11 protein-coding genes are annotated in these 13,050 nt (G+C 49.8%); 6 read left to right on the top strand and 5 right to left on the bottom strand.

Features of this window, described 5'->3' with window-relative positions; all coding sequences use genetic code 11:
* The first annotated feature begins 806 nt into the window (after positions 1-806).
* On the top strand, positions 807-1,952 hold the full coding sequence (locus MESINF_RS02845) for a carbohydrate-binding domain-containing protein (protein ID WP_231936825.1): 1,146 nt from the start codon (positions 807-809) through the stop codon (positions 1,950-1,952).
* A 141-nt stretch (positions 1,953-2,093) separates the two neighbouring features.
* Here MESINF_RS02845 and MESINF_RS02840 read toward each other — a convergent pair whose 3' ends face one another.
* Positions 2,094-2,747 carry an HAD family hydrolase gene (locus MESINF_RS02840; protein ID WP_169698446.1) on the bottom strand — a complete coding sequence of 218 codons (654 nt, stop codon included), beginning with the start codon at positions 2,745-2,747 and terminating at the stop codon, positions 2,094-2,096.
* A 136-nt stretch (positions 2,748-2,883) separates the two neighbouring features.
* Here MESINF_RS02840 and MESINF_RS02835 point away from each other — a divergent pair, with 136 nt between their 5' ends.
* Entirely contained in the window at positions 2,884-3,564 is a 681-nt protein-coding gene (locus MESINF_RS02835; RefSeq protein WP_169698445.1) for a hypothetical protein, read from the top strand.
* A complete protein-coding gene (locus tag MESINF_RS02830) occupies positions 3,557-4,846 on the top strand; it encodes a PhoPQ-activated protein PqaA family protein (protein WP_169698444.1) in 1,290 nt (429 codons plus the stop codon). Before MESINF_RS02835 ends, MESINF_RS02830 begins: the two co-directional genes overlap by 8 nt.
* A 33-nt stretch (positions 4,847-4,879) precedes the next feature.
* Here MESINF_RS02830 and MESINF_RS02825 read toward each other — a convergent pair whose 3' ends face one another.
* Together MESINF_RS02825 and MESINF_RS02820 are read right to left on the bottom strand one after the other, a co-directional pair.
* Positions 4,880-6,067 carry an ABC transporter permease gene (locus MESINF_RS02825; RefSeq protein WP_169698443.1) on the bottom strand — a complete coding sequence of 396 codons (1,188 nt, stop codon included), beginning with the start codon at positions 6,065-6,067 and terminating at the stop codon, positions 4,880-4,882.
* A complete protein-coding gene (locus MESINF_RS02820) occupies positions 6,060-6,809 on the bottom strand; it encodes an ABC transporter ATP-binding protein (protein ID WP_169698442.1) in 750 nt (249 codons plus the stop codon). The genes MESINF_RS02825 and MESINF_RS02820 overlap by 8 nt, the downstream gene beginning before the upstream one ends.
* Before the next feature lie 214 nt (positions 6,810-7,023).
* Between MESINF_RS02820 and MESINF_RS02815 the strand changes: the two genes are divergently transcribed.
* From MESINF_RS02815 to MESINF_RS02805, 3 genes are all read left to right on the top strand, one after another.
* Positions 7,024-8,454 carry a TldD/PmbA family protein gene (locus MESINF_RS02815; RefSeq protein WP_169698441.1) on the top strand — a complete coding sequence of 477 codons (1,431 nt, stop codon included), beginning with the start codon at positions 7,024-7,026 and terminating at the stop codon, positions 8,452-8,454.
* A complete protein-coding gene (locus tag MESINF_RS02810; protein WP_169698440.1) occupies positions 8,454-9,728 on the top strand; it encodes a metallopeptidase TldD-related protein in 1,275 nt (424 codons plus the stop codon). The genes MESINF_RS02815 and MESINF_RS02810 overlap by 1 nt, the downstream gene beginning before the upstream one ends.
* A gap of 139 nt (positions 9,729-9,867) precedes the next feature.
* A complete protein-coding gene (locus MESINF_RS02805; RefSeq protein WP_169698439.1) occupies positions 9,868-10,533 on the top strand; it encodes a nitroreductase family protein in 666 nt (221 codons plus the stop codon).
* Here MESINF_RS02805 and MESINF_RS02800 read toward each other — a convergent pair.
* Together MESINF_RS02800 and MESINF_RS02795 are read right to left on the bottom strand one after the other, a co-directional pair.
* Positions 10,530-12,311 carry a GGDEF domain-containing protein gene (locus tag MESINF_RS02800; protein ID WP_169698438.1) on the bottom strand — a complete coding sequence of 594 codons (1,782 nt, stop codon included), beginning with the start codon at positions 12,309-12,311 and terminating at the stop codon, positions 10,530-10,532. The two genes, MESINF_RS02805 and MESINF_RS02800, sit on opposite strands and share 4 nt — an antisense overlap.
* Before the next feature lie 40 nt (positions 12,312-12,351).
* On the bottom strand, positions 12,352-13,026 hold the full coding sequence (locus MESINF_RS02795) for a protease inhibitor I42 family protein (RefSeq protein WP_169698437.1): 675 nt from the start codon (positions 13,024-13,026) through the stop codon (positions 12,352-12,354).
* Positions 13,027-13,050: the final 24 nt, after the last annotated feature.

Below are 13,050 nucleotides of genomic sequence, written 5' to 3'. Positions count from 1 at the left end.
GTCTAGAACGCGAAAAACGCGGTTTTTCGCGGTCTTTGCTCCTTTTCGTCATGCCGGACCTGATCCGGCATCTCCGCTCCTTTGAAAGAGCAAGAGCGAGATCCCGTATAGGAGCATTACGGGATGACCCTGAATAGGAGCATTTCAGGGCAGGCTCTCCCCTCCCGTCATCCTGGCGTGCTCCCAGCCAGGATCCCGGTCTTCACGAAAAACGGGACAGACGTCAGGAGCCCGTCAGTCCCCATTTTCGCGGTCTTTCCTCATTCCCGTCATTCTGAGCTTGACTCAGAATCTGCTCTTTGTTCTAAGGAGGGGATCCCGGATCGGGGTCCGGGATGACAGTATAGAATCATTACGGGATGACATGAGGATGAGCATTGCTGAATGACCCTGAATAGGAACATTTCAGGGCAGGCTCATCAGGGCAGGCTCTCCCCTCCCGTTATGCCGGACCTGATCCGGCATCGCGGTCTTTCCTTAGAAAAAGCCGTCCATGGGGAACACCTCTAACCTACGTTCCGACGCCGAGTTTTCCCACAATGTCACACATTCTCTCTATATTTCATCGAAAATGATGATCTAGAATTCCTTCGTTTCAACTAACTGAACTTAAAACGGAGGAAGGCGATTTATTTGAGGAAAAGATCACTGGTTGTTTTACTGTCTCTGATTGTTACGGGAGCACTTGTTCTTGCCGGTAGTTCCGGTCTGTCGCGTGAAGTAAGAGATCGATAATTATCAGGGGAGAAGAGTCGGGAACCGGAACGCTTTCCATCAAGGCCGACAACGAGGGACTGTGCAGCGAAATGCACCTGACGATCGAAGGTGGCGCTATCAGAATCAACTCGCAGGACGACAGAATCAACGCCAACGAAGATGGTGTAAGCGTCATAACCATCAACGGCGGCTATCTATATATCGACGCCGGTAATGGTAGCGAGGGTGACGGGATCGATTCTAACGGTTACCTGATTATCAACGGAGGCACTCTAGTTTCACTGGCCAACGGCAGGAGCGGTGACGGTGGAATCGATGCCGATATGGATATTAAGATCAACGGTGGCACGGTGGTGGCCCTCGGCAGTCGAAACGACGCAACCAGCGCCTCTTCGGAGCAGCCGTACATGGAGTTGAGTTACGCATCGGTAAAAAGCGCCGGGACTTTGATACGCATCACAGATCAACAGGGAAACGAGATCGTGATTTTCGGACCGGGCAAGATCTACCAGAGTCTCACTTTCAGTTCGCCGGAGCTGCTTCTTGACACGGTTTATCATGTATATTCCGGCGGAACGAACGCCGGAGTCGAAGAGAGAGACGGACTTTATCTTGCAGGAGGAATCTACTCCGGAGGAGCGCAGCAGTCGTACAGCGGTAACGCTTCGGGAATGATGCCTAGGCCGGGGATGATGGATCCACTCATGAACATGAGACAGGCTCCCCAACAGCAACCTGAAGGCATGCCGCCGATTCCGCCGATCGATAACCGTCCCGATAACAGAAACCCCTGGGAGAGAAATGCCCCCGGCTATCCCAACCAGCAGAGTGACTTCGGAACACTCGCAAACGCGTCTCCGGAATTCATAATAACCGCCAACCAGCATAGTTTCGGCAATGTCAACGACTATGCTCCGACATCGGGAAAAACGGCCGTGGTGTTCCGTATCAACGAAAATAATTTGATAGCGAGCGGCACATCGCCGTCGATAAGCTTTGCGGGAGTCATTACTGTCGAGGGAGAACCCGTTTCCATACCCGAGACTGATATCCAGTTCACCATCACCGACGTACCTTCGGAAAATTACTCGGCTTCATGCCTTCTAAGCGATGAAGAGGCTGCCCTCAAAGCGATAATACCTTCAGACGCGGGCAATTATGTTCTAACAATCGCAGTTGTAGATTCAAACTCACAATACACCGGAAGCAGTCAATGGGCATTCACGATCGAGTGAAAACCTCTAGCCGTTCAGCTATGTAGTATGTTTTGAGATTTGTCGGATAAAAAAGAAGAGAGCCGCGGCTCTCTTCTTCATTGTTCCGAATTCTCTCCGGAGGAATGATTTTCTTTATGCGACTCGAGGCGAAAGGCGATCTCAAAGGTCTATGTGCTGAAGTTCTTCAAGGCTTGTGATCCTGGGAGCGTAGTCGGGATAAGATCTCGAACGATCTATCAGCACTCCCTTTATACCGGCTCCGGCCGCACCCATCATATCCACCCTGATGCTGTCTCCGACGAATATCACGTCGTCTCTCTCAAGGCCCATCAAATGAAGCGCCCGATTGAATATCTCACAGGAGGGCTTATAGGATCTCGCCATTTCCGAGGTCAGCAGAACGTGGTAGGGGATTCTGTTGTTCCTTATTGCTTCGTTCACGAAGGAAGTGTCGGCGTTGGTTATTATGGCGATCGTGTATTCTTTGAAGAGTTTCTTCAAGATCTTCGCATCGGGATAGGCCGGGAGCTTGCCGAAGGAAGAGTACATATAGTTGCAGTAAGATTCGATGTCTCCGCTCAGGTTGAATTTTTTAATCATCTCGTCCATCAATAGATAGTAATAGAATTTCTCTGGCTGAAAGGCCGCCTTGTGATAGTCTTTGAAGTACTTTCTGTATAGCCTGACAAATTCGTTTTCCAGCTCTTTAAGATCGGCGGAGCCATCTTTTGCCATCTTCTCGCAGACGGGCCCGAAGAGTCTGTGATTACTAACTAAGGTGCCAAAGAGGTCGAAAATCATACCTTTAATCATCGGACACTCCTTTTACCTATGAATATCGTGGACATGTTAGGGCGTTTTTTGTATAATTGAATAGATATATTTTAGCATCTGTTCAGGCTTACGATCTACTTGTGTTTCGGTGCTGAGGGGACAGGAGGTGTTTCTTATGTCCCGTGAAGTACGTCTTCTATGGCTTCACAGCAATCTTTCGAAAGATGGGTTGCCTTCGCTCGATGATTTTGCGAAAAAGTTCAGTATATCTACCAGACAGGCCAAGAGAGATATCAGGTACCTGAGGACCAATCTCGGGGCTCCTCTCTCTTACTCCAGAGAGAAATCGGGTTATTCATATACTAAGCCTTACGATATCCCCTCTCTATTCTCAGGTTCACTCGGTATAGAAATCCCCAGCAGAACCGAGATACGGCAGACTCTGATGAAAGCGATAGAGGAGGAGAAGGTCCTCAGAGTCCTGCTGGAAAACGGTAGAGCCGTTTACTTTCATCCGGCCTGTTCCGACGAAAGGCAAGAGATATTCGCCGGTTTGGGAGAGGAAGATGGGTTTCTCTTCATTCAGATCAGCGAAATAAAAGAAATCCATAAATCCAGGAGAAAGTACAATAAAGAGCCTATGCTCTGGAAGAGGAAGCTACCCGTCGATGCCGTGGTCGAAAAAGCCGTCTTCGAAAAGGCGGGCGAGCTTTTCACTCACTACTTCTTCGATCTCGAAGTCTTGATCGATTTCATCTTGAACAACAGAGGCATAAGCCTCAAGGGAGAGGCCTCTGCGGTTGATCGGATACGCAACGCCGCCAATACTTTACTGGAGGTTGTCGATAGTGATTAGGTCGAAAATCGGTTATCTATTCCTCTTTCTCTTTCTTCTGCCCGCCACTTTTTCGTGCGCCGTCAATCTACGTGAACTAGTGTACGAGGAATCGCTTCCGGAAACTCTGGCCGAAGCCGGAGCCCGGGTCGTGGATACTCCGTCGGCGGGACTGATAAGGATAGAAACCCTTCTTTTCACTCCTTTCACCTGGCAGGGCATCGAATGGCAGAACCACCTGCTTATCATCCGGCCCCCGAGTGTTCAGTCGAGAGTGGCTCTGATCTTCATAACGGGCGACTACTCTTATTCCGAGGATGAGCTGGCGGTATTCCGGCTAATGGCGCTCCAGAACAGGGCGTACGTGGCCGTTCTCTTCGATGTTCCCAACCAGCCGCTCTTTGGAGGAAAGAGGGAGGACTGGCTGATCAGTCATACTTTTCTGGAGTTTCTCAGAACCGGTGATCCACGGTGGCCGGCGCTCGTACCGATGGTCGAATCGACGGTAGTTTCGATGAATCTAATCCAGGATTACGCCACGAGCAGCGGCGACAGCGTCGAGGGGTTCGTTCTGAGCGGAGGATCGAAACGGGGGTGGACCACCTGGCTCACGGCGGCGATCGATGAGAGAGTGGAGGGTATCGTTCCAATAGCCTACGACAACCTCAACCTCGTCGACCAGATGCGTCACCAGATTGAATTTTGGGGAAGTTTCAGCCGTTCCATAAGGGAGTATGTGGATAGTGGCATACTCAACGACTTCGACGATCCGAATAAACGAGAACTTCTGGAGCTGGTGGATCCCTTCACTTACAGGGATTCGCTCGACCTTCCCAAGCTCATCGTTGTGGGGACCAACGATCCATACTGGCCCGTGGATGCGGCCAACCTTTATATCTACGACCTTCCCGGTTACTCCGGCATGGTGTACGCACCCAACGCCGGTCACGGCACCGAAGTTTACAGGGTCACTCAGGCGATCCAGGGGATGATATCCCATTTAAATACCGGGCTGGAATTACCATCTATCGAGATCTTTCTCGAAGAGACGGCCTCGAACGTGAAGGTGCGTTTTAATGTCGATGAGAGAGACTCGAGGCTCGTGGAATTGCGTTTTTTTCACTCTCTCTCGACCGTGAGGGATTTCCGAAAGGCCTTCTTCGAATATAAAACTATAGGGAAAGAAGAGGAGATAACTGTCGATAAAGTCTCATTCAACGCCTTCTACATAGAGGGAGTTTTCACTTTCAACGGCAAAGAGCTGCTGATCTCCACGCCCGTAAAAGTAATCGAAGCGCCCTGATCGGGCGCTTCGAGTTTATCGATCCGGCCGGTTTTACGACCCGGAGGAATCCATTATCTTCTCGCTGTTGAACACCTTTGCCAGCGCGAATATCAGGACCGAAACATATGTCAGGTTGCTCAAGAGCATAAGCAAAAAGCGCCAGCTCACGAACTGCAAGGTTATTATGTCCTTCATGACGAATATCGAGTTTATTAGCGGGATGATGTACAGGAGCGGGTTGTCCGGCGATTCCATTTGCATGGTGGCAACGCCCAGGACTACGGCGAAAATGTAGATCGGAAGTATGTAGCCGCCGCCCTCCTTTATGTTTCTGGCCAGCGAACCGAGGAGCACGATGATCGAAGCTGCCAGCCCTGCCATAGTGAGAAGTGTTACGAAAAGTCCGGCCAGAGTGGAAGGAGAAAGAGACGAGAAGTTCATCTCTCCGGCGCCGAAGGCCGGTCCTCCCAGTCTGAAAGCGATCATCAGGCCAATGAAGGTGAAGACACTGTTGAGCACCGCGATCATCATCACATAGAGGATTTTGCCCATCGCTATCGAAGTCCTGGAGACCTGATTCACGAGCAGGACCGGCATGCTGCCCCTTTCCTTCTCGCCTGCGGTGGTATCAAGGCCTATGTTCATTGCTCCGGAGAATATATATATCAGCAGAAAGTACGGTATCAAAACCGCGAGAAACTCCGTTCCGCGTGACTCTTCGGGGGCGACATCCTCCTGCTGAACGCTGACCATATTGAGATCGGCCAGCGACAAACCGTGCTGTGCCAGCCTGTCGGCGAGCAAGAGACTCGAGTAATTCGAGAGGGCGTTTCTAATCATCTGGGCGCCGTAGGAAGAGCCTCTCGAAGTCGAATTGAAGTAAACCTTCGCGTCTAGACCTTCGCCCCTCGCGATTCTCTGATCGCTGTCGGCAGGGAACTCCACGATCAAATAATTGTCTCTGGATAAAACCGCCTCTTTGTCTGTGTTCTGAACGGCCCTGTACTTAATCAGACCGGCGAGTATCCCTTCGAAGCGTTCATCGGGAAGATTCACCAGATTCACCTCGTACACGGTCTCTTCGAAGGATTTGGCCTGCGAGGTGCTGACGGTGTTGATCACCAAGAAAATAATCGGCATGATCAGCATGGGAAGTATGAGGACCGCGAATATGGTCCTTCCATCTTTGAAAACGTTTTTCAGTTCTTTCCTGAAGATGATGAGGACGTCTCTAAGCATTTTCCATTATCCCCTCTCTTTCGGCCACTTTGAAGAAGAGGTCTTCAAGGTTGTCCTCGTTGAACTTCCCGTACAGGCCCTCGAGCGAATCGTTTTCGACCAGGCGGCCTTTGAATATTATACCGACGTTGTCACATAGTTTTTCGGCGACAGCCATTATATGAGTCGATATTATTATCGTCTTCCCCTGCCTGCGATAATCCTTCAAGAACTCCGTTACAGTTCTCGCGGTCAGTATGTCCAGACCGTTCGTAGGTTCGTCGAAGATTATTACTTCGGGGTTGTGAATAAGGCTCACGGCCATCGCTGCCTTTTGTTTCATACCGCTTGAGAGCTTTCCGACCTGTTTGTCCAGAAATTCCCCCATGTCCAGATATTCGGCCATTTCCCTGATAGCCTTCTTTATATCGCCGTTCTGCATATGGTTGAGTTCTCCGAAGAACTGGAGCAACTCTCTGGGGGTCAAGTTGCCGGAAAGTTTCATGTCGCTGGTAAGGAAACCGATCCTCTTGCGTACCTGGGTCGCATCTTTGACCGAATCGAACCCCATCACCTGCGCTTTACCCGAATCCGGTTTCAAAAGAGTGGCGATGATACGCAAAGTAGTCGTCTTGCCCGCCCCGTTGGGACCGAGCAACCCGTATATTCTGCCCGGTTGCGCCTTGAAGCTCACTCCATCGACGGCTTTCACCTTTTTCTTTCTGCTTTCGAAGGTCTTCTCTATTGAACTGATCTCGACCATCCTGTACCTCCTTGTGGTTGAATTTCTCCGGGGATGTTAATCCCCGGTCAACCAGAAAAACGCTATTTTAGTTTAACTTCAATTACTTTCTATATTATGAGCCATATAGTAAATAATATCAAGTGGTATTTTCAGTTATTTCATTTATTGATTAACTATAGTATAATGGTCTTCAGAACAGGGCAAGTTACAACGGAAAATCAGGAGGTAGACAATGAAAGTTGGAAAATCTCGGTTTTTACTCGATAAAAAGCCCGCTTTGAAGAAGCTGGTAGAGCTTCTAGGAGAGACGTATCCATATGTCTCCATCCTCGGAACCGATGTGGCGGGCAAAGCCTACAAGGTCACTACAACCGGAATCACCGTGAAGGGAAGCGACTGGTCGGAAAGGGGATTCGTGATCAGGGTGCATGACGGGCAGACATACTTCGAGTATTCATTCAACGAAGTAGATGAAGACTCCCTCGAGGAAATCGCCGAATACGTAAGGAAAAGAACGGGAAGCGCTTCGAAGAGCGTGAAGGAGCTTTCGCTCTCTTACACTTCTCTGACACCGCCTGAGGAAGAGAAAAGCGAGATCGATTTCGAAGGCGAGGTGGCGATACTGCCCGGTAAGATGAGTCCGGGCGAGATAATCCAGAAACTTGCCTCCATAAGGGACAGAGCCCATGCGATTTCCGAAGAGATAGTTAACGTGATGACGCTTATGGAGAACGTGAGGGTCAGCAAGCTCTTCGTATCGGCCAAGAAAGACCTTTATCAATCGTACATGTGGTCTCAGGGGTATCTTTACGTGCTGGCCAGGCGCGACGGAAACACCAAATACGGTATCGAGGGCTTTTCGGGTCTCAAAGGACTGGAAATACTCGACGAAATGGAAAGCAAGATCGACAAAGTCGTTGAAAACGCGCGCATGTTGCTATCGGCCGGGCGAATCGAGCCCGGTGTTTACGATGTTATCTGTTCTCCTGATGTGGCGGGACTTATAGCTCACGAAGCCTTCGGTCACGGCGTGGAAATGGATATGTTCTTAAAGGGAAGGGCGAAAGCCGTGGAGTACATAGACAGAGAAGTTGCCTCAGAGCTTGTCACAATGCACGATGGTGCCGCTTCTGCAAGGGAAGTCTCATCGTATGTTTTCGACGATGAAGGGACTTTGGCCCACGACACAGTGATCATCGACAGGGGTATTTTGAAGCGAGGCATATCCGATATCATATCGGCGACGGTTCTGGGCACCGAACCCACCGGAAATGGAAAAAGGGAGTCTTTCGAACGCAAAGCGTACGCCAGAATGACGAACACTTACTTTGCCCCCGGGTCCGACTCTCTGGAAGAGATGATCTCTTCTATCGAGTATGGATATCTCCTGGAGAATTATTACAGCGGTATGGAAGATCCGAAAAATTGGGGAATCCAGTGTGTGATCGCCTACGGCAGAGAGATAAAGGATGGGAAATTAACCGGAAAGGTCGTATCTCCCGTGATGATGACCGGTTATGTTCCCACCCTGTTGAAATCGATTTCCATGGTCTCCGGAGAAATCGAGCTCTCCGGAACCGGTGCCTGCGGCAAAGGCCACAAAGAATTCGCAAAGGTTTCCTCCGGAGGACCTTACATAAAAGCCAAAGCGAGGTTGGGATAATGCTTGAAAAGATAATCTCACGTCTTCAGAAAGCCGATATAAACGGCTGGAAAATAGAGGAGAAATTCATCGAAGGTCAGGAATATTTCTTCGTCAAGAGAGAACTGGATCTGAGTCGGGCGAAGAAAGTGAGGCATTTCGACCTCACCGTTTACAGAGATTTCTACGAATCTGGAAAGAAGTACAGGGGCAGTTCCAGCACCAGATTATCGCCCACGATGTCGGATGACGAATTGCAGGTCGCGATAGACGAGACTGCCTTTGCGGCCGGTTTCGTGAAGAATCCTTGGTATCCGTTAGTTTCTTCTATGGTGGAACGACTGGAACCGCCTGATCACGACCTTCAGGAACTCTCATCGGACGCGATAGGGGCGATTTTCAGGGCCGATAACCGCGAGAGGGCCTGGCTCAACTCGATGGAACTGTTCGTAACCAGGAACGGCCACAGGACAATCAACTCCGAAGGTGTCGATGTATCCTACACCCGATACAGAACGTATATCGAGACGATCGTGAATGCCTCCGGGAAGGAAGAGGTTGAGCTGTACGACCAGTTGTTGCTATCGCTTCCAGAAAAGAGAACAATAGAGGAAAGAATCACCGATCTCCTGGGAAAGGCGATCGATAGATCTCAGGCCGTATCGACTCCCTCCCTTAAGGCGATACCGGTAATACTCACCGGCGACCCGACCAAAGAAGTCGCGCGGTACTATCTCAACCAGTCGAGCGCCAGGATGAAGTACGATAGGATCTCGCAGGTTGAGCCCGGAGAGTCGGTGCAGGGAGACGAGACAGGCGACAGAATAAACTTGAGCCTCGTTCCAGACCTGGAAGGATCTTACTTTTCAGCCCCCTTCGACGAGGATGGTTTCAAATTGATGAGAAGAGATATAGTCAAGAACGGTCTGCTCAAGGGGTACTGGGGCAACTTGAGGTACTCCAGCTACCTCGGTGTCGAAACCACCGGATCGGCAATGAACTTTTCTCTGCTCCCTGGCAGTATGGGTATCGAAGAGATGAGATCCAGCCCGCACCTGGAAGTTCCCAATTTTTCCGCCGTCGAAGTGGACGAGACGACCGGCGATTTCGGGGGAGAGATAAGACTGGGCTGGTATTTCGATGGGACAAAAAGAATACCGGTGACCGGCGGGTCGATCACGGGCAATCTGAGAGACATCAAATCTCTTTATCTATCGCGCGAAGTCGAACTGGAAAGCGATTACCTGGGGCCAAAATCTATGATGATAGAAGGCTTCAATATATCCGGTGAATGATCGCTCGAACAAAAGTCGCAGTGGATTCAATCTAATATACAGACAGGAAGTTCGCATAACAGTTGAAGCCTCGGAATGTAGTCAATGCTTAAAGAAATTCCCCAGGCCGGTACCTGGTGAAGCGAAAGGAGGAGGAGTAATGATAATCGAGACGATAAGGATTAGGCATTCTACAAGAAAATTCCTACCTTACAACCTCTCCGAAGATGAGAAAAAACATATCAAGGAATTCATGGCCGGTGTTTCTTCTCTCCATTCCCGTCATCTGGAGTGGATTCTAACCGATCACAACAAGGGTTCGGGTGTCATATACGCTCCCTGCCCGGACAAATCCTCATGCCTTGTGGAGTACGGTTTTCAGGGCGAGCAGATAGTACTTGAGCTCACCAAAATGAATCTCGCCACTTGCTGGAACGCGAGTATAAAGATCAACGCCGCTCCGGCCGGGATAGTTGTGGGTAAAGAGGAGACCGGCAAACTTTCTCTGAACGATCTGTTGACCGGTATGGGAAAGAGAAAAGAACTCCCGGCTCTTGTTGAAGGGCCTATCCCCCAGGACGAGAAACTACTACAGATACTTGAAGCCTGCAGGCTTGCACCCTCGGCCATGAACAGACAACCCTGGAAATTCAGCGTGCAGAAGGACGGCTTATACATCTGGACAAAGTCCGATCTTCTTGGTAATCACCACTGGTTGGATCTGGGGATAGTTCTCGCCCACGCCTTTCTCGCGGCGAAAGAATTCTTCAAAAATGTATCGATAGAGAAAGCGGCCGGTGAAAAATACAGGCTTATCATGCGCTAACAGGAGAGGTCATCCTCGATTCTGGATTTATTTGTCTTTCCGTTCGTTCGGCCCTTGTTGGAGTACATTCTCTCGTCGGCCACTATCAGCAGTTCGCGTACACTCTTGCCGTCCTCGGGAAAGAGGGCTATCCCTATGCTCGTCGAAAGATAGATACTTTTGTTCTCAACAATGAAAGGCTCTTTGAAGGAATTCCTTATCCTCTTTATAACTTCGGCGGCCTCTTCTTTTCCGGTAGAGGGCAGAACGTAAACAAATTCGTCGCCGCCCATTCTGGCTATTAGATCGCTACTGCGGCATATGGAATTCAATCCCTTTCCGACTTCCTTCAACAATTCATCTCCAAAATCATGTCCCATCGTATCGTTGACACCTTTGAAGTCATTGAGGTCCAGATAGAGAATCGTCATTTCTTCGCCCATTCTACGGAGGTACTCGATCTGTCTGGCCGAGTAATCGAAGAAATACCGTCTGTTGGGAAGGCCCGTGAGTGGATCCTCCAGAGAAAGCTTTTCCAACAGTTCGCGCTGTTTGTTCAGCTCTCTCTCCAGCCGGAGCCTCGAAAGGAGAACGGCCACCGCCCTGCCGAAACTGGCTGCGATTTCCTGGATTTCGGGATTGTCGAAAGCGGTCGATGATTCTAGACTGTCGAGGTTGAAGTACATCATGACCTTGCCGTCGATGAGTATGGGAATGGTTATGGTGCTTTTGATTTCTCTGAGGCGGCCGGCCGTAAGGAGTATTCTCTGACGCTCATCGTCCATCTCGTAATCAACAGCGTAATCCTTTATCACCATCACCCTGTCGCTGTTGGCCTGAATCAGTTCATCGGTGGCGAAGGATACCTTTTTGAGTTCTTCAAAGTCGTAGTTGCAGGCCGCGACGTAATGGAACCTCTCATCTTCCTCTTTAAGCAAGAATATACCGGCGTCAGCTCCGGGAAAGGCTTCAACACACTTGAAAAGAAAATCGTGGTATGTGTTGTCATCAAAGCCGCTCTCTAGAGCTTCCGTCACCACTTCGTTCAAAGCCCTGTGGAACTTGTTCAGTTCCATTAGAGATAGTTCCATCGCCTTGATCCTGGTTATATCTCTGAAGGCAAGCATAATATAATCGGGAATTCCCTTGCCGTTTTTAACGAGCGAGGCGCTCACCTGAACGTCTATCTGTTTTCGATTCTTTCCGGCGTATCTCGCCTCGAACGGGAATATCGCTTCACCTTTCATAACTCTCTCTATCATCTCATCGTGAAATCCCAAGTCTTGAGGGAGTACAATATCGCAAATGGAGAGGCTTTTCAGTTCTTCGGGTTCATAGCCGAGTATCCTGCGAGCCGCTTCGTTGAAACGAAAGCTGTTATCTTTGAGATTGCGCAAGATTACCCCTATATTGGAATCGTTTATAATGATCTCATGCTCGATCATCATGATTCTCAGATTCCTCACATGCAGCACTATATAATACAGTAGAATAATTACCGCCATGACAGACAGGGCAACGGCGAGCGTCTCGAAGAGCATGAGCCCGGTTATGGATTGCAAAAGATCCATATAGACCGACAGGGATATAAGCAGGAGTCCCGTGGGAATTCCGGGGTGAACGAGACTCCTCTTGAGCACGAAAGCCACCACAAGAGATGCGCCGACCAGAACCGACTCGCTGATAACGGCCAAAAGCCTTGAGGGTTTCTCCGAGGGTACAACGAAAACGAATACCCCCGCAAGGAAGACACATATGAGAAAGACTGAAACTCGAAACCAGCCGAAACGTATTTTCAAGAGAAATTCACCCCGGATCGTACTTTTTTGCTAACTTCGCTCACTCGACTAGCACGTTGAAGGCCCTGAAGTCAACAGCCGATCCTTCTCCTTCCCACGATCTGAAGTATCTGAACACAATGGTTGTATAACCCTTATCTACGGCCTGGAAGGTCCATATGACTTTCGCGGGAGCCCCGACCAGACCGCTGGTATCCGCGATGGTCTCTTTCTTGATTTCCTGAAGGCCCTCTCCAAGAATGTGATATCCCCAGGTGTAACCGGTGCTGCCATTTTCTTCCAGAGTCACGGTCGCAGTCGATCCGAGCTCCAGCTCGTTCAACACTATCTTCAGATCCACCTGGCCCTTCTCCTCTCCGCTCACATCTACCGTCACCGCCCTGAAATCTATGGCTTTCCTCTCTCCCTCCCAGTCTCTGTAGAGTTTGAGAGTGAGCAGCGCCTTTCCTTCTTTAGCGGCCGTCATTATCCAGCCCTTGACAGACGGTGCGCCCGGAAAGGCCGAACCTGTCATGTATTCTTCGAGAAAATTGCGGAGAACACCGGAAGGTTCCACGCTTATGTGCCACAGGTAACCGGTGGTGGGGTTTTCATCGATCTCGAGAACGGCCAGCTGTGTCGCTTTCATCCAGTTGCCCGAATCTTTCAATTCACTCGAGAATAGAACCGTAAACGCTGAGACCAGTAGCAAAACAAGGACAAAACTTTTCTTCATGCTTTACCTCCCTTAATTGAAAAC

Origin of the sequence: Mesotoga infera, from assembly GCF_900157305.1 — a bacterium.
Lineage (GTDB): Bacteria > Thermotogota > Thermotogae > Petrotogales > Kosmotogaceae > Mesotoga > Mesotoga infera.
This window is presented reverse-complemented; position numbering and strand designations above follow the sequence as displayed.

Excerpts from the sequence above, each read along its gene's own strand:
- MESINF_RS02810 (WP_169698440.1), top strand. The coding sequence starts at position 8,454 with ATGCTTGAAAAGATAATCTCACGTCTTCAGAAAGCCGATATAAACGGC.
- MESINF_RS02825 (WP_169698443.1), bottom strand. The coding sequence starts at position 6,067 with ATGCTTAGAGACGTCCTCATCATCTTCAGGAAAGAACTGAAAAACGTT.
- MESINF_RS02815 (WP_169698441.1), top strand. The coding sequence starts at position 7,024 with ATGAAAGTTGGAAAATCTCGGTTTTTACTCGATAAAAAGCCCGCTTTG.
- MESINF_RS02820 (WP_169698442.1), bottom strand. The coding sequence starts at position 6,809 with ATGGTCGAGATCAGTTCAATAGAGAAGACCTTCGAAAGCAGAAAGAAA.
- MESINF_RS02795 (WP_169698437.1), bottom strand. The coding sequence starts at position 13,026 with ATGAAGAAAAGTTTTGTCCTTGTTTTGCTACTGGTCTCAGCGTTTACG.
- MESINF_RS02835 (WP_169698445.1), top strand. The coding sequence starts at position 2,884 with ATGTCCCGTGAAGTACGTCTTCTATGGCTTCACAGCAATCTTTCGAAA.
- MESINF_RS02805 (WP_169698439.1), top strand. The coding sequence starts at position 9,868 with ATGATAATCGAGACGATAAGGATTAGGCATTCTACAAGAAAATTCCTA.
- MESINF_RS02840 (WP_169698446.1), bottom strand. The coding sequence starts at position 2,747 with ATGATTAAAGGTATGATTTTCGACCTCTTTGGCACCTTAGTTAGTAAT.
- MESINF_RS02845 (WP_231936825.1), top strand. The coding sequence starts at position 807 with ATGCACCTGACGATCGAAGGTGGCGCTATCAGAATCAACTCGCAGGAC.